Source organism: Streptomyces sp. NBC_00190, assembly GCF_036203305.1.
GTDB lineage: Bacteria > Actinomycetota > Actinomycetes > Streptomycetales > Streptomycetaceae > Streptomyces.
In genome coordinates this window covers 5534777-5554535 of sequence record NZ_CP108131.1, presented here as the reverse complement: position 1 = coordinate 5554535, position 19759 = coordinate 5534777, and the positions used below count along the sequence as shown (strand labels likewise).

Annotated in this window: 16 protein-coding genes; 7 read left to right on the top strand and 9 right to left on the bottom strand. The window is 70.9% G+C overall.

Going from position 1 to position 19759, the window contains the following annotated elements; all coding sequences use genetic code 11:
* Window positions 1-68: 68 nt before the first annotated feature.
* Window positions 69-953 (bottom strand): LysR family transcriptional regulator, encoded by an 885-nt coding sequence (locus OG429_RS26885; RefSeq protein ID WP_328927823.1) that lies wholly within the window; start codon window positions 951-953, stop codon window positions 69-71.
* A gap of 101 nt (window positions 954-1054) precedes the next feature.
* Between OG429_RS26885 and OG429_RS26880 the strand changes: the two genes are divergently transcribed.
* Together OG429_RS26880 and OG429_RS26875 are read left to right on the top strand one after the other, a co-directional pair.
* On the top strand, window positions 1055-2080 hold the full coding sequence (locus tag OG429_RS26880; RefSeq protein ID WP_328927822.1) for an NADP-dependent oxidoreductase: 1026 nt from the start codon (window positions 1055-1057) through the stop codon (window positions 2078-2080).
* 119 nt (window positions 2081-2199) lie between these two features.
* Window positions 2200-4227: a phosphocholine-specific phospholipase C gene (locus OG429_RS26875; RefSeq protein ID WP_328927821.1), complete on the top strand. Its 2028-nt coding sequence runs from the start codon at window positions 2200-2202 to the stop codon at window positions 4225-4227.
* Window positions 4228-4233: 6 nt separating this feature from the next.
* Here OG429_RS26875 and OG429_RS26870 read toward each other — a convergent pair whose 3' ends face one another.
* A complete protein-coding gene (locus tag OG429_RS26870) occupies window positions 4234-4779 on the bottom strand; it encodes a GNAT family N-acetyltransferase (protein ID WP_328927820.1) in 546 nt (181 codons plus the stop codon).
* Window positions 4780-4856: 77 nt separating this feature from the next.
* Between OG429_RS26870 and OG429_RS26865 the strand changes: the two genes are divergently transcribed.
* A complete protein-coding gene (locus OG429_RS26865) occupies window positions 4857-5558 on the top strand; it encodes a nitroreductase family protein (RefSeq protein WP_328927819.1) in 702 nt (233 codons plus the stop codon).
* Window positions 5559-5603: 45 nt separating this feature from the next.
* The gene (locus tag OG429_RS26860) at window positions 5604-6527 is read left to right on the top strand and encodes a quinone oxidoreductase family protein (protein WP_328927818.1); all 924 of its coding nucleotides are present in this window, start codon (window positions 5604-5606) and stop codon (window positions 6525-6527) included.
* Window positions 6528-6599: 72 nt separating this feature from the next.
* Here OG429_RS26860 and pruA read toward each other — a convergent pair whose 3' ends face one another.
* Complete coding sequence (gene pruA / locus OG429_RS26855; RefSeq protein WP_328927817.1) at window positions 6600-8231, bottom strand: L-glutamate gamma-semialdehyde dehydrogenase; 1632 nt, start codon at window positions 8229-8231, stop codon at window positions 6600-6602.
* A gap of 31 nt (window positions 8232-8262) precedes the next feature.
* Window positions 8263-9189, bottom strand: a complete 927-nt coding sequence (locus OG429_RS26850; protein WP_328927816.1) for a proline dehydrogenase family protein — start codon at window positions 9187-9189, stop codon at window positions 8263-8265.
* 159 nt (window positions 9190-9348) lie between these two features.
* Here OG429_RS26850 and OG429_RS26845 point away from each other — a divergent pair, with 159 nt between their 5' ends.
* Both OG429_RS26845 and OG429_RS26840 read left to right on the top strand, forming a co-directional pair.
* Window positions 9349-10560, top strand: coding sequence for a PucR family transcriptional regulator (locus OG429_RS26845; RefSeq protein ID WP_328927815.1), 1212 nt, complete (start codon window positions 9349-9351; stop codon window positions 10558-10560).
* 116 nt (window positions 10561-10676) lie between these two features.
* Window positions 10677-11651: an NAD(P)-dependent alcohol dehydrogenase gene (locus tag OG429_RS26840; protein WP_328927814.1), complete on the top strand. Its 975-nt coding sequence runs from the start codon at window positions 10677-10679 to the stop codon at window positions 11649-11651.
* A gap of 164 nt (window positions 11652-11815) precedes the next feature.
* Here OG429_RS26840 and OG429_RS26835 read toward each other — a convergent pair whose 3' ends face one another.
* Window positions 11816-12415, bottom strand: coding sequence for a TetR/AcrR family transcriptional regulator (locus OG429_RS26835; RefSeq protein ID WP_328927813.1), 600 nt, complete (start codon window positions 12413-12415; stop codon window positions 11816-11818).
* 102 nt (window positions 12416-12517) lie between these two features.
* On the opposite strand from OG429_RS26835, the gene OG429_RS26830 reads away from it, so the two are divergent.
* Window positions 12518-14074, top strand: coding sequence for an MFS transporter (locus tag OG429_RS26830; RefSeq protein ID WP_328927812.1), 1557 nt, complete (start codon window positions 12518-12520; stop codon window positions 14072-14074).
* A gap of 80 nt (window positions 14075-14154) precedes the next feature.
* Here the strand turns inward: OG429_RS26830 and serA are convergent, their stop codons facing one another.
* The 4 genes from serA to OG429_RS26810 all read right to left on the bottom strand — a co-directional run bounded on the left by serA (window position 14155) and on the right by OG429_RS26810 (window position 19651).
* Window positions 14155-15744, bottom strand: coding sequence for a phosphoglycerate dehydrogenase (gene serA / locus OG429_RS26825; protein WP_328927811.1), 1590 nt, complete (start codon window positions 15742-15744; stop codon window positions 14155-14157).
* A gap of 282 nt (window positions 15745-16026) precedes the next feature.
* Window positions 16027-17028, bottom strand: coding sequence for a ketol-acid reductoisomerase (gene ilvC, locus OG429_RS26820; protein ID WP_328927810.1), 1002 nt, complete (start codon window positions 17026-17028; stop codon window positions 16027-16029).
* 180 nt (window positions 17029-17208) lie between these two features.
* A complete protein-coding gene (gene ilvN, locus OG429_RS26815) occupies window positions 17209-17733 on the bottom strand; it encodes an acetolactate synthase small subunit (RefSeq protein WP_267824446.1) in 525 nt (174 codons plus the stop codon).
* A gap of 31 nt (window positions 17734-17764) precedes the next feature.
* Window positions 17765-19651 (bottom strand): acetolactate synthase large subunit, encoded by a 1887-nt coding sequence (locus tag OG429_RS26810; protein WP_328927809.1) that lies wholly within the window; start codon window positions 19649-19651, stop codon window positions 17765-17767.
* Window positions 19652-19759: the final 108 nt, after the last annotated feature.

Below are 19759 nucleotides of genomic sequence, written 5' to 3'. Positions count from 1 at the left end.
CAATTACTCGGACTTCCTACTATCTGAGACGCGGAACCGCCCGGGAGGCGGCCCGCATGGATCCGTTTTCAGCTGCTCTCGGAACGAAGTTCCCTGATCAGAGCCCTTACGGCGAGCGATGAAGCGGATTCCGGTGTGGTGACGTATCCCACGCGTCTCACCGGCCCCCGGGGACCCAGTCCAGTGATGTCGACGGCCTCGGTCGCCTCGCGGAGGGACAGCTCGGGCATGATCGCCATGCCGAGCCCGCGGCCGACCATGGTCAGCACCATCGCGTCGTCCTCCGCCTTCACGGTCGCCCGCGGGATCCAGTCCTGCGCCAGCCACCAGGTGCGCGTGTAGGAGCCGCAGTTCTCGTCCCAGTCCATGAGCGGCAGCGCCTTCGGATCGGGATGCCCGGCCGGATGCACCAGCGAGTACGCCTCCTCCACGAGGACTCCGCTCAGCAGGCCGGGAGGCATGCCCTGCGCCACGCCCAGGGTGGCGATACCTAGGTCGGCGCGGCCGGCCGCCACCTCCCCGGCCGCGCCGGCGCCGATCTCGCGGACCACCCGGACCTCGGGGAGGATGCCGGGGTGCCGGGCGGTGAGCCGGTCCAGGGCGGGCGGCAGCAGGTGCAGGGCCGCGCTGCGGAACGCGGCGATCCGGAGCACACCCTCGACCGTATCCCGGCGCGGCGCTCCCCGGCCCGCGCCGCGCGCCTCCGCGCCCATGACCTCGTACAGCCGAAGGATCCTGCGCGCGTGGCCGACGGCCCGCTCCCCCGCCGGCGTGGGCGCGGCCCCGGTCCGGCCGCGCTCGAAGAGGACCGCGCCGATCTTCGCCTCGCTGCCGCGCACGGAGTGCGAGACGGCCGACTGGGTGAGGCCGAGCGCGGCGGCCGCGGCGGAGAAGCCACCGGACTCGGCGACGGCGACCAGGATCCGCAGTTCCTGCGGGAGGAGTTCGGACACCGGGGCCCCCACCTCGTTCTATGAGCGACATTCATGGCTGTGCGGCTTCCATGAGCGCAACCCCCTGCCCGGCCCGGTGATTCCTTCCTAGCGTCTGGGCCATGACCACGAACACCGCTCACGCCGTGCACCAGATCGCCCGCCCCGCCGGCTTCCCCGCCGCCACCGACTTCACCTACGTCGCGTACCCGGTCCCGGAGCCGGGGCCCGGCACCGCCCTGGTGGAGAACCTGCTGCTCTCGGTGGACCCGTACCACCGCGGGCTGATGGACGGCGGCGAGGGAGGCTTCGAGCTCGGCACCCCGCTGGAAGGCCGCTCGGTGGGCCGCGTGGTCGCCTCGCGCGACCCGGGACTGGCGGAGGGCGACCTCGTCTTCCACCGCGAGGGCTGGCGCACGCACTCCCTCGTCACCCTCGGGGTGGCCGGAACGCGCAAGCTGCGCGGCCACCAGGGCGTCCCGCTGGAGGCCTACCTCTCCATCCTCGGCGGCACCGGCCTCACCGCGTACGCCGCCCTGACCCGGACCGCGGCGCTGCGGGAGGGCGAGGACCTGTTCGTGTCCGCCGCCGCGGGCGGGGTGGGCGTGGCGACCGGCCACATCGCCCGGCTGCTCGGCGCCCGCCGGATCATCGGCAGCGCGGGGTCGGCGGCCAAGGTCCGCCACCTGACGGAGAACCTCGGCTTCGACGCCGCCTTCGACTACCACGACGGCCCGGTCGGCGAGCAGCTCTCGGAGGCGGCCGCGGCGGTATCCGCAGGAGGCATCGACGTCTACGTGGACAACGTGGGCGGCGACCACCTGGAGGGCGCGATCGACGTGCTGCGCGAGTACGGGCGGATCGCCTGGGTGGGGGCCATCTCGATGTACAACGGCGACCGGTCCCCCGCCGCGCCCCGCAACCTCTTCGAGGTCGTTCACAAGTCGCTGCGTCTGGAAGGGGTATTGGTTCGCAATCACACCAATCTTCAGGACGAGCTGGAGGACTTCGTCGTCCCTCATCTGCGCAGCGGCCGGATCGGTACGGATACCACCGTTGTGCAGGGATTCGACCACACTGTGGATGCCTTCCTGGGCATGCTCCGGGGCGACAATCTGGGCAAGATGCTCGTCCGGATCGACGGGTGATTCCAGCCACCCGGATGTTCACCGACTTCTTACCGCACGGATGTAGACCTTTGGCGCCGCTCCCGTCACCCTTGCGGTCAATGTGCCAGCGGGGCACGCGAGTTGGAGGCGAGGGGCCAGTGACACCGATCAGCCGCAGAGGGTTCGTGGGAATCGGCGCCGGGCTCGTGGCGGGGGCGGCCCTGCCCGCGGTCACGCCGACGACGGCGGCCGCGGCCGCCGCGACCGGCACGATCACCGATGTGAAACACGTGGTGATCCTGATGCAGGAGAACCGCAGTTTCGACCACTACTTCGGAAAGCTGAAGGGTGTCCGCGGGTACGGCGACCGCGCCGCCGGCAACATCCCCGGCGGCTGGGGCATGTTCAACCAGCCCAACTGGGGCGGCCGCCAGTACCCGTGGAAGCTCTCCGCGACCCCGCCGGCGGGCGGGGTCGACGGCGAGACCCTGGCCCAGTGCAACGGCGACCTCCCGCACAGCTGGACCTCGCAGCACGCGGCCTGGAACAAGGGCCGGATGGACAACTGGGTGTTGGGGGTCGGCAACACCCGCACCCTCGGCTACCTGGACCGCGGGGACATACCCTTCCACTACGGGCTCGCCGACAACTACACGATCTGCGACGCGTACTTCTGCTCCACGCTCAGCGCCACCGGCCCGAACCGCACCTTCCTGTGGAGCGGCAAGGTCGACGCGTCCAGCAAGGACGGCGGCGACGAGTCCGGGCTGACCTGGGAGACGTACGCGGAGGCCCTCCAGCGCGCCGGCATGAGCTGGAAGGTCTACCAGAACGCCCAGGACAACTACGGCGACAACGGTCTGGCCTACTTCAAGAAGTTCACGGACGCGGCCCCCGGCAACCCGTTGTGGGACCGGGGCATGGGCTCGGTCCCGAAGGTCACCGGCTCCACCCCGGACGACATCGCGGCCGCCATCCGCGCGGACGTCGTCGCGGGCACCCTCCCCCAGGTCTCCTGGGTCGTGGCGAGCGAGGCCTTCTCGGAGCACCCGTACGCCCCGCCGGGCGACGGCGCGCACTTCGTGGACCTCGTCTACCGGGCACTCGCCGCCAACCCCGAGGTCTTCGACTCCACCGTCCTCTTCCTCAACTACGACGAGAACGACGGCTTCTTCGACCACGTGCCGCCGCCGGTCGCCCCGCCCGGCACGCCGGGCGAGTACATCGACGGCACCCCGATCGGCCTCGGCTTCCGGGTACCGATGATCGTCATGTCCCCGTGGACGCGCGGCGGCTGGGTGAGCTCCGAGGTCTTCGACCACACCTCGGTGCTGCGGTTCATGGAGACGTGGACGGCCGCCCTCGGCACCCCCGCCAGCTGTCCGAACATCAGCGCGTGGCGCCGCAAGGTGACCGGCGACCTGACCGGCGTCTTCGACTTCGCGCACCCGGTCTACGGGGTGCCCGCGGGCCTCCCGTCCACGGCCAAGGTGATCGGCCAGTCGACCTGCGGCCCGCTGCCCAACCCGGCGCCGCAGGACAACGCCCTCCCGGCGCAGGAGTCCGGCACCCGCCCGGCGCGCGCCCTGCCGTACCAGGTCAACGGCCACCTGGACCGCTTCGAGTTCGGCGCGGCCGGCAAGATCCTGGCCTGGTTCTCGATGACGAACCAGGGCGCGGAGGCGAAGCAGGCGGCGCACTTCTCGATCCACCCGCACCAGCACCGGGACACGGCGGCCTGGCAGTACACGGTGGACGCGGGCGGCACCGGCAGCGACTACTTCAACATCGGCCTCGGCTACGGCTCGGGCAAGTACGACATCTCGATGCACGGGCCGAACCGCTTCCTGCGCCGCTTCATCGGCGACGCGTCGAAGGCGGGCAAGGCGATCGAGGTGGCGGCCCGTTTCGCGGTGGAGCCGGGCACGGGCAAGACCGCCGTCTACTTCAAGATGACGAACACGTCGGCCGCGCCCGTCACCTTCACGATCCGCTCGAACGCCTACCGCACGGACGGCCCGTGGACCTACACGGTCCCGGCGAACTCCTCGCGCGAGGACTACTTCAACGCCGTGGCCTACAGCAACGGCTGGTACGACTTCACGGTCCTGGCCGACTCCGACGGCACCTGGTCGCGCCGCTACACGGGCCACATCGAGTCGGGCGCGGCCAGCATCTCCGGCTGACGGGGGCTACAGCACATCCCCGTTGCGCCAGTCGAAGTCCAGTCGCCCGGCGGGGTCCGGAAGGACCCCGCCGGGCGGCACCCACAGGTAGGTGCTGCCCTCCTCCTTGGGGAGCCGCTCGGGCCCCCGTGGCCCGAGGACTCCGATCTGCCCGCCCCACACCTGCCAGCCGCGGCCGCGGTACAGCCCGGCCCCGTCCTGCGACGCCGACAGCGCGCCGAGCACGTAGGCCCGCCCGATGACCGCCTCCAGCCCGGCCATGACGGCGCTCCCGATCCCGCGCCGGCGCCGGTCGGCCCGTACGGCCACGCCCTCCGCGTATCCGGTCCGCAGGGCCCGTCCCGCGTGCACGACCCGCCGCTGCACCACGCTCCCGTGCGCGACGAGCTCCCCGCCCTCGTGCACCAGGGCGTGCATCCCGCCGAGCCCGTGCTCGAAGTCCTCGTCGGAGAAGTCGCCCTCGAACGCGCCGTCGAGCAGGGCCCGGATCTCCTCCAGCGCCCCGGGGTCCAGCTGCGAGGTGTGTGCGAGGCGTGTCCGTGTATCGGTCATGGAACCAGTGTCCCCCCGCCACCAATCGGCCTGTACGTTCCTGGCCGTCCCCGGGAGCCTCCCGGCACACTCGCCCCATGTCGCCCGATACCCAGCAGTGGACGCCCACCCACGGCGAGCCGTACCGCCCCGCCGCCTACCGGCCCGCGCGGATGCCGAGCCGGGAATCCCTGGCCCGCGCCGCCGAGTTGCGTGTCCGGATGGACGAACGGCGGACCGTGCGCCGCTTCTCCCCCGACCCCGTGCCCGAGCAGGTGGTCCGGGACGCCATCGCGTGCGCCGCGACCGCCCCCTCAGGGGCGCACCAGCAGCCCTGGATGTTCGTCCTCGTCAAGGACCCGGCGGTGCGGCAGCAGATCCGCGCCGCCGCCGAGCAGGAGGAGGCGCTCTCCTACGACGGCCGCCTCGGCGACGAGTGGCTCGCGGCCCTGCGCCCCCTCGGCACGGACGCCGTGAAGACCCACCTCACGGATGCCCCGGCCCTGATCGTGGTCTTCCAGCAGCGCTACTGGCTCGGCCCGGACGGCACGAAGCGCAAGCACTACTACGTCGACGAGTCGGTCGGCATCGCGGTCGGCATGCTCCTGTCCGCGCTCCACCTGTCCGGCCTGGCGGCCCTGGTCCACACGCCGAGCCCGATGCGCTTCCTCTCCCACGTCCTGGACCGCCCGGAGAACGAGAAGGCCTTCGCGGTCGTCCCGGTCGGCTACCCGGCGGACGACTGCGAGGTCCCGGACCTGGTCCGCAAGTCCCTGGACCAGGTCATCGTCGAGGTCTGACCTCTACGGTGAGACTCGACCAAGATCGAAAACAGGGAGGTCGTGATGCTGCGCATCCGCTACGAGGTCCCGGGCGGGCCCGAGGTGCTGTTCGCCGAGGACGTGCCCGTCCCCGCGCCCGGCCCCGGTGAGCTGCTCCTGCAAAGCGAGGCCGTCGGGGTCACGCTGCCCGTCGTGCGCAAGGTGCGGGAGGCCGCCGAGCCGATCGCGCTGGGCGGGGAGATCGCCGGGACGGTCGCCGCGCTCGGCGAAGGAGTGACGGGCTTCGCCGTCGGGGAGCGCGTCACCGGGCTGTGCTTCGGCCACGGCTACGCCGAGTACGCCGTCCTGCACACCGCCATGGCCTCCCGCGTGCCCGGCGGAGCCACCTCGGTGGAGGCGGTCGCGCTGGTGCGCAGCGGGCTCGTCGCCCGCGGCGCCGTCGGGGCCGGGCGGATCCGGCCGGGCGAGTCGGTGCTGGTCACGGCCGCTGCGAGCGGGGTCGGCAGCCTGGCCGTGCAGCTCGCCCGGGCCGCGGGGGCGGGCCGCGTGGTCGCCGCCGTCTCCAGCCGGGACAAGGCCGATTTCGTGCGGGGGCTCGGCGCCGACGAGGTCGTGCTGTACGAGGAGGCCGCCTGGGGCGACCCGTACGACGTGGTCCTCGACGGCGTCGGCGGCGAGCTGCTCGGCCCCGCCGTGCGCGCTCTGGCCACGGGCGGCCGGCTGGTCGCGTACGGCTCCGGCGGCGGGACCGTGGAGGCGTACGAACTGCTGGTGCGCGGCGCGTCGGTGATCGGCTTCCAGATCCGGGCCGTCGCTCAGGGCAGCCCGGAGGAGTACGAGGGCTGGCGGCGCGGGCTGTGGGAGGCGTACGGCAGCGGCGCGCTGCGGCCGGCGGTGCACGAGGAGATCCCGCTCGCCGAGGCCTCCCGCGCGCACCGCATTACCGAGGAGCGGCGCAACCTCGGCAAGGTGGTGCTGATCCCCTAGCGGGGCAACTGGAACCGCCCCCGCTCCGGACTTGGGGGTACCGGAACGGGGGCGGGGTTCAGCGGGGGCCGGTCAGCCCATGTGGGGGTAGCCGTACTCGGTCGGCGCGACCAGGGTCTCCTTGATGGAGCGGGTCGAGGTCCAGCGCTGCAGGTTGGTCGCGGCGCCCGCCTTGTCGTTCGTACCCGAGGCGCGGCCGCCGCCGAAGGGCTGCTGGCCGACGACGGCGCCGGTGGACTTGTCGTTGATGTAGAAGTTGCCCGCCGCGAAGCGGAGCTTCTCCATCGCGTCCGCGGCCGCGTACCGGTCGGCGGCGATGATCGAGCCGGTCAGGGCGTACGCCGAGACGGACTCCATCTGCGCGAGCATCGCGTCGAACTCGGCGTCCTCGTAGACGTGCACGGCGAGGATCGGGCCGAAGTACTCGGTCGTGAAGACCTCGTTCTCGGGGTCGGTGCACGCGATGACGGTCGGGCGGACGAAGTAGCCCTCCGAGTCGTCGTACGTGCCGCCGGCGACGATCTCGCAGGTCGGGTCGGCCTTGGCGCGGTCGATCGCGGCCTTGTTCTTCGCGAAGGACCGGTCGTCGATGACGGCGCCGATGAAGTTGGTCAGGTCGGTGACCGGGCCCATGGTGATGCCGTCGACCTCGGCCGCGAAGGCCTCCTTGAAGCCGTCGTTCCAGATCGAGGCCGGGACGTAGGCGCGCGAGGACGCCGAGCACTTCTGGCCCTGGAACTCGAAGGAGCCGCGGGTCAGGGCGGTCTTCAGGACGGCGCGGTCCGCGGACGGGTGCGCGACGACGAAGTCCTTGCCGCCGGTCTCGCCGACCAGGCGCGGGTAGGACTTGTACTTCTCGATGTTGTTGCCGACCGTCTTCCACAGGTACTGGAAGGTCTTGGTCGAGCCGGTGAAGTGGATGCCGGCCAGCTCGGGGTGGTTCAGGGCCACCTCCGACACCGCGATGCCGTCGCCGGTCACCAGGTTGATGACGCCCTTCGGCAGGCCGGCCTCCTCCAGGAGCTCCATCAGGAGGACCGCGGAGTGGGTCTGCGTCGGGGACGGCTTCCACAGGACCACGTTGCCCATGAGGGCGGGGGCGGTCGGCAGGTTGCCCGCGATGGCCGTGAAGTTGAACGGCGTGATCGCGTAGACGAAGCCTTCGAGCGGGCGGTGGTCGCTGCGGTTCCACACGCCGGCGGAGTTCGCGACCGGCTGCTCGGCCAGGATCTGGCGGGCGAAGTGGACGTTGAAGCGCCAGAAGTCGACGAGCTCGCACGGGGTGTCGATCTCGGCCTGCTGCGCGGTCTTCGACTGGCCCAGCATGGTGGAGGCGGCGAGCTTCTCGCGCCACGGGCCGGACAGCAGCTCGGCGGCGCGCAGGATGATCGCGGCGCGGTCGTCGAAGGACATCGAGCGCCAGGCCGGGGCGGCGGCGAGGGCGGCGTCGACGGCCTCCTGCGCGTCGGCCTGGGTGGCGTTGGCGTAGGTGCCGAGCACCGACTTGTGGTCGTGCGGCTGGACCACGTCGAAACGCTCGCCGCCGCCCATCCGCTTGACGCCGTTGATCGTCATCGGGAGGTCGATCGGGTTCTCGGACAGCTGCTTGAGCTGCACTTCGAGCCGCGCGCGCTCCGGGGTGCCGGGGGCGTACGAGTGGACCGGCTCGTTGACCGGAGCGGGGACCTGGGTCACAGCATCCATGGGGCTGGTAACTCCTTGACCTAGTTCTTGGCTAGTTCTTGGTGATCATCGAGCGGAGGAAGAACAGCAGGTTGGCCGGCTTCTCCGCGAGGCGGCGCATGAAGTAGCCGTACCAGTCGGTCCCGTACGCGGTGTAGACCCGCATCCGGTGGCCCTCGGCGGCCAGCCGCAGGTGCTCTTCGCTGCGGATGCCGTACAGCATCTGGAACTCGTACTCGTCCAGTTTGCGCCCGGCCTGGCGGGCCAGCTCCTGGCCGATGGCGATGAGCCGCGGATCGTGGGACCCGATCATCGGGTAGCCCTCGCCCTCCATCAGGATCTTCATGATCCGGACGTACGCCTTGTCGATCTCGCCCTTGTCCTGGTACGCGACCTCGGCGGGCTCCTTGTAGGCGCCCTTCACGATCCGGACGCGGCTGCCGGCGGCAGCAAGGCGGCGGGCGTCGGCCTCGGTGCGGAAGAGGTAGGCCTGGATCACGCAGCCGGTCTGCGGGAAGTCCCGGCGCAGCTCCTCGTGGATGGCGAACATCGAGTCGAGGGTGGTGTGGTCCTCGGCGTCGAGCGTCACGGTGGTGCCGATGGCGGCGGCGGCCTCGACGACCGGGCGGACGTTGGCGAGGGCGAGCTCGTGGCCGCCCTCCAGCGCCTGGCCGAACATCGACAGCTTGACCGACATCTCGGCGGTCTCGCCGAGGCCCAGCTCCGCGAGGCGCTCGATCAGCTGGAGGTAGGCGTCGCGGGCGGCGTGCGACTGCGCGACCTCGGTGATGTCCTCGCCCACGACGTCGAGGGTGACCTCCAGGCCCTTCCGCGTGAGGTCCTCGACGATCGGGATGACCTGGTCGACCGTCTCACCGGGGATGAACCGGTTCACCACGGGCTTGGTCACCGGGGCGGCAGAGACGATACGGCGCATCTTGTCGCTGCGCGAAGCGGCGAGGATCACGGGACCCAGCACGGGGCACCTCCAGCGGGTGGCAGAAGAAAAGCTCAAGTAAAACCACCGTGAAACCTAAGGATCGGTTTGATCCTCTGCCATCGACAGCTGTCACGCATCCGTGGCCCCGATCTCATACATCTGTCTGAAGAGCCTCCGCGAGGGTGGGAGAATGCTGGGGTGAAGGGCGATTACCAGGACCTGGTGGACGAGATCTCCGCGCTGCTCGGCGCCCCGGCGACCCTGGAGAACCGGGACTTCCGGCTCATCGCCTTCGGCGCCCACGACAGCGACGACGATCAGGCGATGGACCCGGTACGGACCCGCTCGATCCTGACCCGCCAGTCGACCGCGGCCGTCCGCTCCTGGTTCGAGGGCTTCGGCATCGCCCGCGCCACCGGGCCGGTCCACATCCCGGCGGCGCCCGAGGCCGGGGTGTTCCGGGGGCGGATCTGCCTGCCGGTGCGCTTCCGCGGCATCGTGCAGGGCTACGTGTGGCTCCTCGACCAGGAGCCGGGCCCGGGGCCGGCGGAGCTGGCCGCGGCCATGGAGGTGGCCCAGCGGATCGGCGTCCTGCTCGCCGAGGAGGCGAAGGCGGGGGCGGACCTGTCGCGGGAGTTCCAGGCCGTGCTCACCGCCGGGCGGGGCTGGCAGCAGGACATGGCGGTGGCCGCGCTGCGGCTCGCCCTCGGCCCGGGCGGGGACGGGCTGCACGCTGCGGTGTGCGTGGCGCCGTGGTCCGGGGAGGCTCCGCCGTCGGTGCCTGGCGCGGCGGCGCTGTGCGTCGTACCGCGGCGCGGCGGCGGTGAAGCGGGCGGGGCCGCGGGCACGGGTGGCGGCGGGGGCGGAGGCGGCCTGGCGCTGGCGATTCTGCTCCGGCTGCGCTCCACGGACGCGTTGGCTCCGGCCCTGACGGCGGTGGCCCGGCTGCTGCCGCGCTCGACGGGGCAGCAGCCGGACGGCTCGGGGGCTCCGAGGACCGTGACCGCCGGGGTCGCCGATCCCGTCCGCACCCTCGCGGCGCTGCCCGACGCCTGGGAGCAGGCCGTCGCGGCGGCTCGGGCGGCCGCCGCGCAGCCGCGGTTCGGCCCCGTCGCCCAGTGGTCGGCGATCGGCCCGTACCGGCTGCTGGCCGCCGTGGCCGCCGGCCCGGTGGACGACCCGGCGACGCGCGCCCTGCTGAACCCGGCCCACCGCGAACTCGCCCGTACGGCCGAGGTGTTCCTCGACTGTGCGGGGCAGGCGGGCCGCGCGGCGGCGGTCCTGGGCATCCACCGCCAGACTCTCTACTACCGCATCTCCCGGGTGGAGCAGCTCACCGGCCTCGACCTCGACGAGGGCGAGGACCGGCTGCTGCTCCACATGGCCCTGAAGGCCGCCCGCCTGGCCTGAGCGCGCGGCCTTCGGATCCGGGCCCCACCTAGGGACTGTCCCCGATGTCCGCACCGACATCAGTCGCCTACCGTCGCGAAGAGCGTTGGCCTCCCGGTCAGCCGAACGGAGGTCTGATGAAGGCGATCGTCCAAGACCGGTACGGCTCCCCCGACGTGCTGGAACTCAGGGAGGTCGACAAGCCGGTCGTCGCCGGCCACGAGGTGCTGGTACGGGTCCACGCGGCTGCGGTCAACGCGCGCGACTGGCACCTCATGCGGGGCGATCCGTACCTGGCCAGGCTGGTGTTCGGGCTGCGCGCGCCGAAGGAGCGGATCCGGGGCACGGACTTCGCGGGCCGGGTGGAGGCGGTGGGCAAGGACGTCACGCGGCTGCGCCCCGGTGACGAGGTGTTCGGCGAGGCCGACGGGGCGTTCGCCGAGTACGTGTGCGCCTCCCAGGACGTGGTGGAGCCGAAGCCGGACAACCTGACGTTCGAACAGGCGGCCGCGGTGCCGCTGGCGGGCAACACCGCCCTCATGGGCCTGCGCGATCTGGCGCGGGTGCGGCCGGGGCACAAGGTCCTGGTCAACGGTGCGTCAGGTGGGGTGGGGACCTTCGCCGTCCAGATCGCCAAGGCGTTCGGCGCGGAGGTGACCGGGGTGTGCAGTACGAAGAACGTGGATCTGGTCCGGTCGCTCGGCGCGGACCACGTCGTCGACTACACCCACGACGACTTCACCCGGAACGGACCCCGTTACGACGTGGTGTTCGACCTGGTGGGCAACCGCTCGCTGGCCGAGTGCCGGCGGGCGCTGGCCCCGTCGGGGACGCTCGTCCTGTCCGGTGGCGGCGTGTCCGAAGGCGGCAGCCTGCTCGGGCCGATGGGCCTCATCATCAAGGGGCGGGCACTGTCCCGTTTCGTCGGCCAGCGGCTGCTCGTCCTCACGGCGACGCCGAGCAGCCAGAACCTGGCGGCGCTGCGGGAACTCGTCGAGCGCGGCGACCTCGCCCCGGTCGTCGACCGGACCTACCCGCTCCGCGAGGCTGCCGAGGCCATCCGGTACCTGGAGGTGGAGCACGCCCGCGCGAAGGTCGTCGTCACCGTCTGACGGACCGCCGCACCACCGGACCACCGGACCACCGGCGCCTGTGCCGCGCCGGTGGTCCGCTCGTCACGCCGGCTGCCCTGCGGCGACGGCGAGCCTGCCGGGGTTGAGGACCGTACGGACCCGATCAGCGCCCCGTCCGCGAGGTTGAGGCAGGGGTTCGCCCGTCACTCCCGTTCCCCGGCCGGCTCCGCCGGGGAACGCGTCAGCGCCTCGGACGCCGCCCGCATGCCCTCGGTGAGCTCCTCCGCGCTCGCCGCCGTCTTGGGGTCGAACAGCCACTGGATCATCAGGCCATTGAGCAGCGCCACGTAGAAGGCGCCGAGCGTCCGCTCCTCCCGTTCGGTGATCCCCTCCTCCGGGGCGCCGGTCATCATCGCGATCAGGCCGCGGCGCCCCTCGCCCTGCGAGGCCGCGATCATCGCGTTCAGGTCCGGCAGCCGGTCGCGGGAGAGCGCGACCTCCAGGCTGGCCGCCCAGACCGGGCCGGCTTGCTCGCGCTGGGCGAGGAAGCCCTCCCAGACCGAGCGGAAGCGTTCCAGCGAGCCGCCCTCGCCTTGCACGCCGTCCTGGAAGCCCGCGCCCAGCTCCTGCATCAAGGAGATGAACGCCTCGGTGAGCAAGGCGTCCTTCGAGCCGTAGTGGTAGCCGATGGAGGCCAGGTTCGCGCCCGAGGCCTTCACGATGTCGCGCGCCGTGGTGCGCACGAAACCCTTCTCGACCAGGCATTTCTTGGCGCCTTCAAGCAGATCCTCACGATGTCCCATGGCGTCACCGTAGCAAGACAGGTGTCATAGACGAAAGTTCCAGACGAACGTTCTATACATCCGTCATAGACAAACGTTTATGACGTCTGTACATTGCTTCTCATGACGAACCCCGCAGCCACACCGCGCCTCGCCGGCCGCCGCGAATGGACCGCCTTCACCGTCCTCGTGCTGCCGCTGCTCCTGGTCTCGATGGACGTCTCCGTCCTCTACTTCGCCATCCCCGCCATCACCGAGCAGCTGGACCCGAGCGCCACCCAGCAGCTCTGGATCTTCGACAGCTACGCCTTCGCCCTCTCCGGCCTGCTCATCACGATGGGCTCGCTCGGTGACCGGATCGGCCGCCGCAAGCTGCTGCTGATCGGCGCGGCCGCCTTCGGCCTCGCCTCGGTCGGCGCCGCGTACGCCACGAGCGCCGAGATGCTCATCGCCTGCCGCGTCCTGCTCGGCATCGGCGGCGCGACCCTGATGCCCTCCACGCTGGCCCTCGTACGGAACCTCTTCCAGGACGACAAGCAGCGCGGCAAGGCCATCGCCATCTGGTCCGGGGTCATGACCGGCGGCATCGCACTGGGCTCGGTGCTGAGCGGTGTGATGCTGAACCACTTCTACTGGGGCTCCGTCTTCCTCATCAACGTGCCCGCGATGCTGCTCCTGCTGGTCCTGGTCCCGGTGCTGGTCCCGGAGTTCAAGGACCCGGCCCCCGGCCGCTTCGACCTGCTGAGCGTCCCGCTGTCCATGGCCGCCGTGCTCCCGGTCGTCTACGGGCTCAAGGAGATCGCCGCCGAGGGCTTCGAGCCGCTCTACCTCGGCTGCCTCCTGGCCGGCCTGGTCTTCGGCTGCGTCTTCGTCCGCCGTCAGCGCACCCGTGACGACGCCATGGTCAGCCGGGCGCTGTTCCAGGGCCCCGGTTTCGGTGCGGGCGTCGGCCTCAACACGATCGCCGCGTTCGCCATGATGGGTTCGGCCTACTTCACCACCCAGTACCTGCAGTCCGTGCTCGGCATGGGCACCCTGGAGGCGGCCCTGTGGAGCCTCGCCCCCTCGGTCGTCATCGGCGCCGCGGCCCCCGTCTCCGCCGCCCTGGCCCAGAAGATGGAGCGGGCCTACGTCATCGCCGGCGGATTCGTCCTCGCCGCCGCCGGGTTCGCCCTGGTCAGCCTGGTCGACACCGACTCCCTGTGGCTGCTCCTGACCGGCGCCGGCGTACTGGCCTCGGGCATCGTCACCGTCATGTCGCTGGTCTCGGACATGGCGCTCGCCTCGGCTCCCGCCGAGAAGGCCGGTTCGGCCGCCTCCCTGCTGGAGACGGGCCAGGAGTTCGGCGGCGCCCTCGGCATGGCGGTCCTCGGCAGCCTGGGCACCGCGGTCTACCGCAGTGACCTGGCGGACTCCGAGCCCGCGGTACGGGAGACCCTGGGCGGGGCCGTGGCCACCGCCCACCAGCTCGGCGGGGCGGCCGGCGAGCAGGTCCTCGCCCTGGCCCGCGAGGCCTTCGTCCACGGAATGCAGTACGCGGCCTGGGGCGGTACGGCACTGCTGCTCGCGGCGGCCGTGCTCGCCGCGGCCCTGATGCGGGGTGCCGAAGCCGCTGCCCCGCCCGCGGCGGAGCAGGCCCCGGCTCCCGGGGACAACGTGCAGGTGCCGACGTACAACTGATCCCGGCCGGTGCGGGGTGGGCTGTGGAACGTGAAAGGGCCCGGGGGTCACCCCCGGGCCCTTCCCCTGTGTCCTGCCGGTCAGCCGAGGCTGACCGTGCGCGCCGAGACGGCGCCGATCTCGGTGGCGATGTCCGCGAGGACGCCGACCGGGACCTTGGCGTCGACCGTGAGGACGGCGAGCGCCTCGCCGTGCTCCTCGGCGCGGGCGACCTGCATGCCCGCGATGTTCAGCCCGGCCTCGCCGAGCAGCTGGCCGACCTTGCCGACCACGCCCGGGCGGTCGGTGTAGCGCAGTACGACCATGTGGTCGGCGAGCGCCAGGTCCACGTCGTACTCGCCGACGCCGACGATCTTCTGAAGGTGCTTCGGGCCCGCGAGCGTGCCGGAGACCGAGACCTCCTGGCCGTCGGCAAGGGTGCCGCGGACGGTCACCACGTTGCGGTGGTCCGGGGACTCGGAGCTGGTGGTCAGGCGGACCTCGACACCGCGCTCCTGCGCGAACAGCGGCGCGTTGACGTAGGAGACCGTCTCGTCGACGACGTCCTCGAAGACACCCTTGAGCGCGGAGAGTTCGAGCACCTTGACGTCGTGCTGGGTGATCTCGCCGCAGACCTCGACGTCGAGGCGGACCGCGACCTCGCCGGCGAGGGCGGTGAAGATGCGGCCGAGCTTCTCGGCGAGCGGCAGGCCCGGGCGTACGTCCTCGGCGATGACGCCGCCCTGGACGTTGACCGCGTCCGGAACGAGCTCACCGGCGAGGGCGAGGCGCACCGACTTGGCGACCGAGACGCCGGCCTTCTCCTGGGCCTCGTCCGTGGACGCGCCGAGGTGCGGGGTGCAGACGACCTGGTCGAGCTCGAAGAGCGGGGAGTCCGTGCAGGGCTCCTTCGCGTACACGTCGAGGCCCGCGCCGGCGACGCGGCCTTCCTTGATGGCCGAGTACAGCGCGGCCTCGTCCACGATCCCGCCGCGGGCGGCGTTGACGATGCGGACGGACGGCTTCACCTTGTGCAGGGCCTCGTCCCCGATGAGACCGATGGTCTCGGGGGTCTTGGGCAGGTGCACGGTGATGAAGTCGGCGACCTCCAGGAGCTCGTCCAGCGTCAGCATCTTGACGCCCATCTGGGCGGCGCGCGCGGGCTGTACGTACGGGTCGTACGCGACGACCTTCATACCGAAGGCCGACATGCGCTGGGCGACCAGGACGCCGATGCGGCCGAGGCCGACGACGCCGAGGGTCTTCTCGCTGAGCTCGACACCCGTGTACTTGTTCCGCTTCCACTCACCGTTCTTCAGGGCGGTGTTGGCCTGCGGGATGTTGCGGGCGGTGGCGACGAGCAGGCCGCAGGCGAGCTCGGCCGCCGTCACGATGTTCGAGGTCGGAGCGTTGACGACCATCACGCCGGCCTTGGTGGCGGCGGAGACGTCGACGTTGTCCAGCCCGACGCCGGCGCGGGCGACGACCCGCAGCTTCTTGGCGGCGGCGATGGCCTCGGCGTCGACCTTGGTCGCGGAGCGCACGAGGATCGCGTCGGCGTCGACGATCGCGGGGAGCAGCTCGGCGCGGTCGGCGCCGTTGCAGTGCCGGATCTCGAAGTCCGGGCCGAGCGCCTCGACGGTGGCAGGCGACAGCTCTTCGGCGATGAGTACGACAGGTTTCGAGCTCACGTGGGTCCTCACAAGTCCAGTGCGGACGGCCGTCCCGACGGCCGCAGGCGGTGGAGGGGGTAGCCGCGTGGAAGACGCACGACACTGTGGGCCTGACGCGTATGTGTTGAGCAGTGTAGTGGCGCCGGCGGGCCGGATTTCCGCCTGTACGGAAGGATCACCCTTCCGTGGTTGGCCGGGGTGGACAAGGCGGGACCGCAGATGCCGCGTGTCCGGCCTCCCCGGCCGTCCGTGCTGTGCGGCAGGGCCGGGACGGCGCGTCCCGGCCCCGCCGCCACGAGATCAGCTCTCGTCGCTGTCGACCCAGCTCATCAGCTTGCGCAGCTTCTTGCCGGTGGTCTCCAGCAGGTGCTCCGAGTCGGCCTTCTTGTACTCGTTGTACTTCGGCAGACCGGCTTTGTACTCGGCCATCCACTCCTCGGCGAACTTGCCGCTCTGGATCTCCTCCAGGACCTTCTTCATCTCGGCCTTGGTGGCGTCGGTGATGACGCGGGGGCCGGTGATGTAGTCGCCCCACTCGGCGGTCTCGGAGACCGACCAGCGCATCTTCTCCAGGCCGCCCTCGTACATGAGGTCCACGATGAGCTTCAGCTCGTGCAGGCACTCGAAGTACGCGATCTCGGGCTGGTAGCCGGCCTCGGTCAGGGTCTCGAAACCGGCCTTGACGAGGGCGGAGGCGCCACCGCAGAGGACGGCCTGCTCACCGAACAGGTCGGTCTCGGTCTCCTCGGTGAAGGTGGTCTTGATGACGCCGGCGCGGGTGCCGCCGATGCCGGCCGCGTACGAGAGCGCCAGGTCGAAGGCCTTGCCGGTGGCGTCCTGCTCGACGGCCGCGATGCACGGAACGCCGCGGCCCTCCTCGTACTGGCGGCGGACCAGGTGGCCCGGGCCCTTCGGGGCGACGAGGGCGACGTCCACGTTGGTGGGGGGCTTGATGAAGCCGTAGCGGACGTTGAAGCCGTGACCGAAGAAGAGCGCGTCGCCCTCCTTCAGGTGGTCCTTGATGGACTCCTCGTAGATCTCGGCCTGGAGCGGGTCCGGGGTCAGGATCATGATGACGTTCGCCCACTCGGCGGCCTCGGCCACGGGGACGACCTTCAGGCCCTGCTCCTCGGCCTTGGCCTTGGAGCTGGAGCCCTCCTTGAGGCCGACGACGACGTCGACGCCGGAGTCACGGAGCGACAGCGCGTGGGCGTGGCCCTGGCTGCCGTAACCGATGACCGCGACCTTGCGGCCCTGGATGATGGACAGGTCGGCGTCGTTCTCGTAGAACAGCTCGGCCACTGGGATATCTCCTTGGTGCGCTGGTGTTGCACCCACCGTACGGCGGGGAACGGAATCTGAGTCTGTCGGTCTCGCCATGCGAGCTTGAGCGTGTCCGACGTGTCTTGCGTGTCTGTTGCGTCCGACGTCGCGGGCGCGTCAGGCAGGTCCGGCGTGTCGGGCACCGGGCCTGTCGGGCCGTCAGGCGCTGCGGTCGAGCGCCCGCAGGCTGCGGTCCGTGATGGACCGTCCGCCACGCCCTATGGCGATCGTGCCGGACTGCACGAGCTCCTTGATCCCGAAGGGCTCCAGCATCTTGAGCATCGCGCCGAGCTTGTCGGTGCCGCCGGTGGCCTCGATGGTGACGGCCTCCGGGGAGACGTCGACCGTCTTGGCGCGGAACAGCTGGACGATCTCGACGATCTGCGACCGGGTCTCGTTGTCGGCGCGGACCTTCACCAGGACGAGTTCGCGCTCGATCGCGTTGTGCGACTCCAGCTCGACGATCTTGAGGACGTTGACCAGCTTGTTGAGCTGCTTGGTCACCTGCTCCAGCGGGAGGTCCTCGACGTTCACGACGATGGTGATGCGGGAGATGTCGGGGTGCTCCGTGACACCGACCGCCAGGGAGTCGATGTTGAACCCGCGGCGGGAGAACAGCGCGGCGATCCGGGCGAGGATGCCGGGCGTGTTCTCGACCAGGACGGAGAGCGTGTGCTTGGACATGTGAGGCGTTCTCTCTCTCGGCTCTCTCGGCTCAGTCGTCTTCGTTGTCGCCGAAGTCGGGACGGACGCCCCGGGCTGCCATGACCTCGTCGTTGGAGGTGCCGGCGGCGACCATCGGCCACACCATGGCGTCCTCGTGGACGATGAAGTCGATGACCACCGTACGGTCGTTGATCGCGTTGGCCTCGGCGATGACCTTGTCGAGGTCGGCCGGGTCCTCGCAGCGCAGGGCGACGCAGCCCATGGCCTCGGACAGCTTGACGAAGTCCGGGACGCGGGTGCCCTTGCGGGGGGCGGTCGACTCGCCGAGCTGGGAGCCGACGGTGTCGTGGCCGGTCTCGTCCGCGTGGAGGACGGTGTTCGAGTAGCGCTGGTTGTAGAACAGGGTCTGCCACTGGCGGACCATGCCCAGCGCACCGTTGTTGATGATCGCGACCTTGATCGGGATGTTGTTCAGCGCGCAGGTGACCAGCTCCTGATTGGTCATCTGGAAGCAGCCGTCGCCGTCGATCGCCCAGACCGTGCGCTCGGGCATGCCGACCTTGGCACCCATCGCGGCCGGGACCGCGTAGCCCATGGTTCCGGCGCCGCCGGAGTTCAGCCAGGTGCGGGGCTCCTCGTACTTGACGAAGTGCGAGGCCCACATCTGGTGCTGGCCGACGCCGGCCGCGAAGATCGTGCTCTTCGGTGCGAGCGCGCCGATCCGCTCGATGACCTGCTGGGGCGAGAGGCTGCCGTCCGCGGGCAGGTCGTAGCCCAGCGGGTAGGTGTCGCGCCAGCGGTTGAGGTCGTTCCACCAGGCGGTGTAGTCGCCCGCGTTGCCCTCGGTGTGCTCGGCCTGGACGGCCTGGATCAGGTCGGCGATGACCTCGCGGGCGTCGCCCACGATCGGGACGTCGACCTCGCGGTTCTTGCCGATCTCGGCCGGGTCGATGTCCGCGTGGATGATCTTGGCGAAGGGCGCGAAGCTGTCCAGCTTGCCGGTGACGCGGTCGTCGAAGCGGGTGCCGAGGGCGATCAGCAGGTCCGACTTCTGCAGCGCGGTGACGCCGGTGACCGAGCCGTGCATGCCCGGCATGCCGACGTGCAGCGGGTGACTGTCGGGGAAGGAGCCGAGCGCCATCAGGGTGGTCGCGACCGGGACGCCGGTCAGCTCGGCGAGGACCTTCAGCTCGGCGGTCGCGCCGGACTTCATGACGCCGCCGCCGACGTACAGCACCGGGCGCTTGGCCTGGCAGATGAGCTTGGCGGCCTCGCGGATCTGCTTGGCGTGCGGCTTGGTGACCGGCCGGTAACCGGGGAGGTCCTGGGAGGGCGGCCACGAGAAGGTGGTCTTCGCCTGCAGGGCGTCCTTGGCGATGTCGACCAGGACCGGGCCGGGGCGGCCGGTGGAGGCGATGTGGAAGGCCTCGGCGATCGTCCGCGGGATGTCCTCGGCCTTGGTGACCAGGAAGTTGTGCTTGGTGATCGGCATCGTGATGCCGACGATGTCCGCCTCCTGGAAGGCGTCGGTGCCGATCGCCTTGGAGGAGACCTGGCCGGTGATCGCGACCAGCGGGACGGAGTCCATGTGCGCGTCGGCGATCGGGGTGACCAGGTTCGTGGCGCCGGGACCGGACGTGGCCATGCAGACGCCGACCTTGCCGGTGGCCTGCGCGTAGCCGGTGGCGGCGTGGCCGGCCCCCTGCTCGTGGCGGACCAGGATGTGACGGACCTTCTTCGAGTCCATCATCGGGTCGTACGCGGGGAGGATGGCACCTCCCGGAATCCCGAAGACGGTGTCGCACCCCACCTCTTCGAGAGAGCGGATGAGGGACTGCGCGCCCGTGACGTGCTCAACTGCGGTGGACTGCTGTCCGCCGGAACGGGGCCGCGGCTGCGGATGGTGGGCCCCGGTGGCCTGCTCGGTCATCGGCATTCTCTTCTCGAAGCTGAGGGTTTTACGCGGATTCGACTCTGTGCCAGTGCAACAAAAAACCCCTCGTGCCGGGAGGCAAGCGAGGGGAGCGCGTCGGGTGTGTTGAGC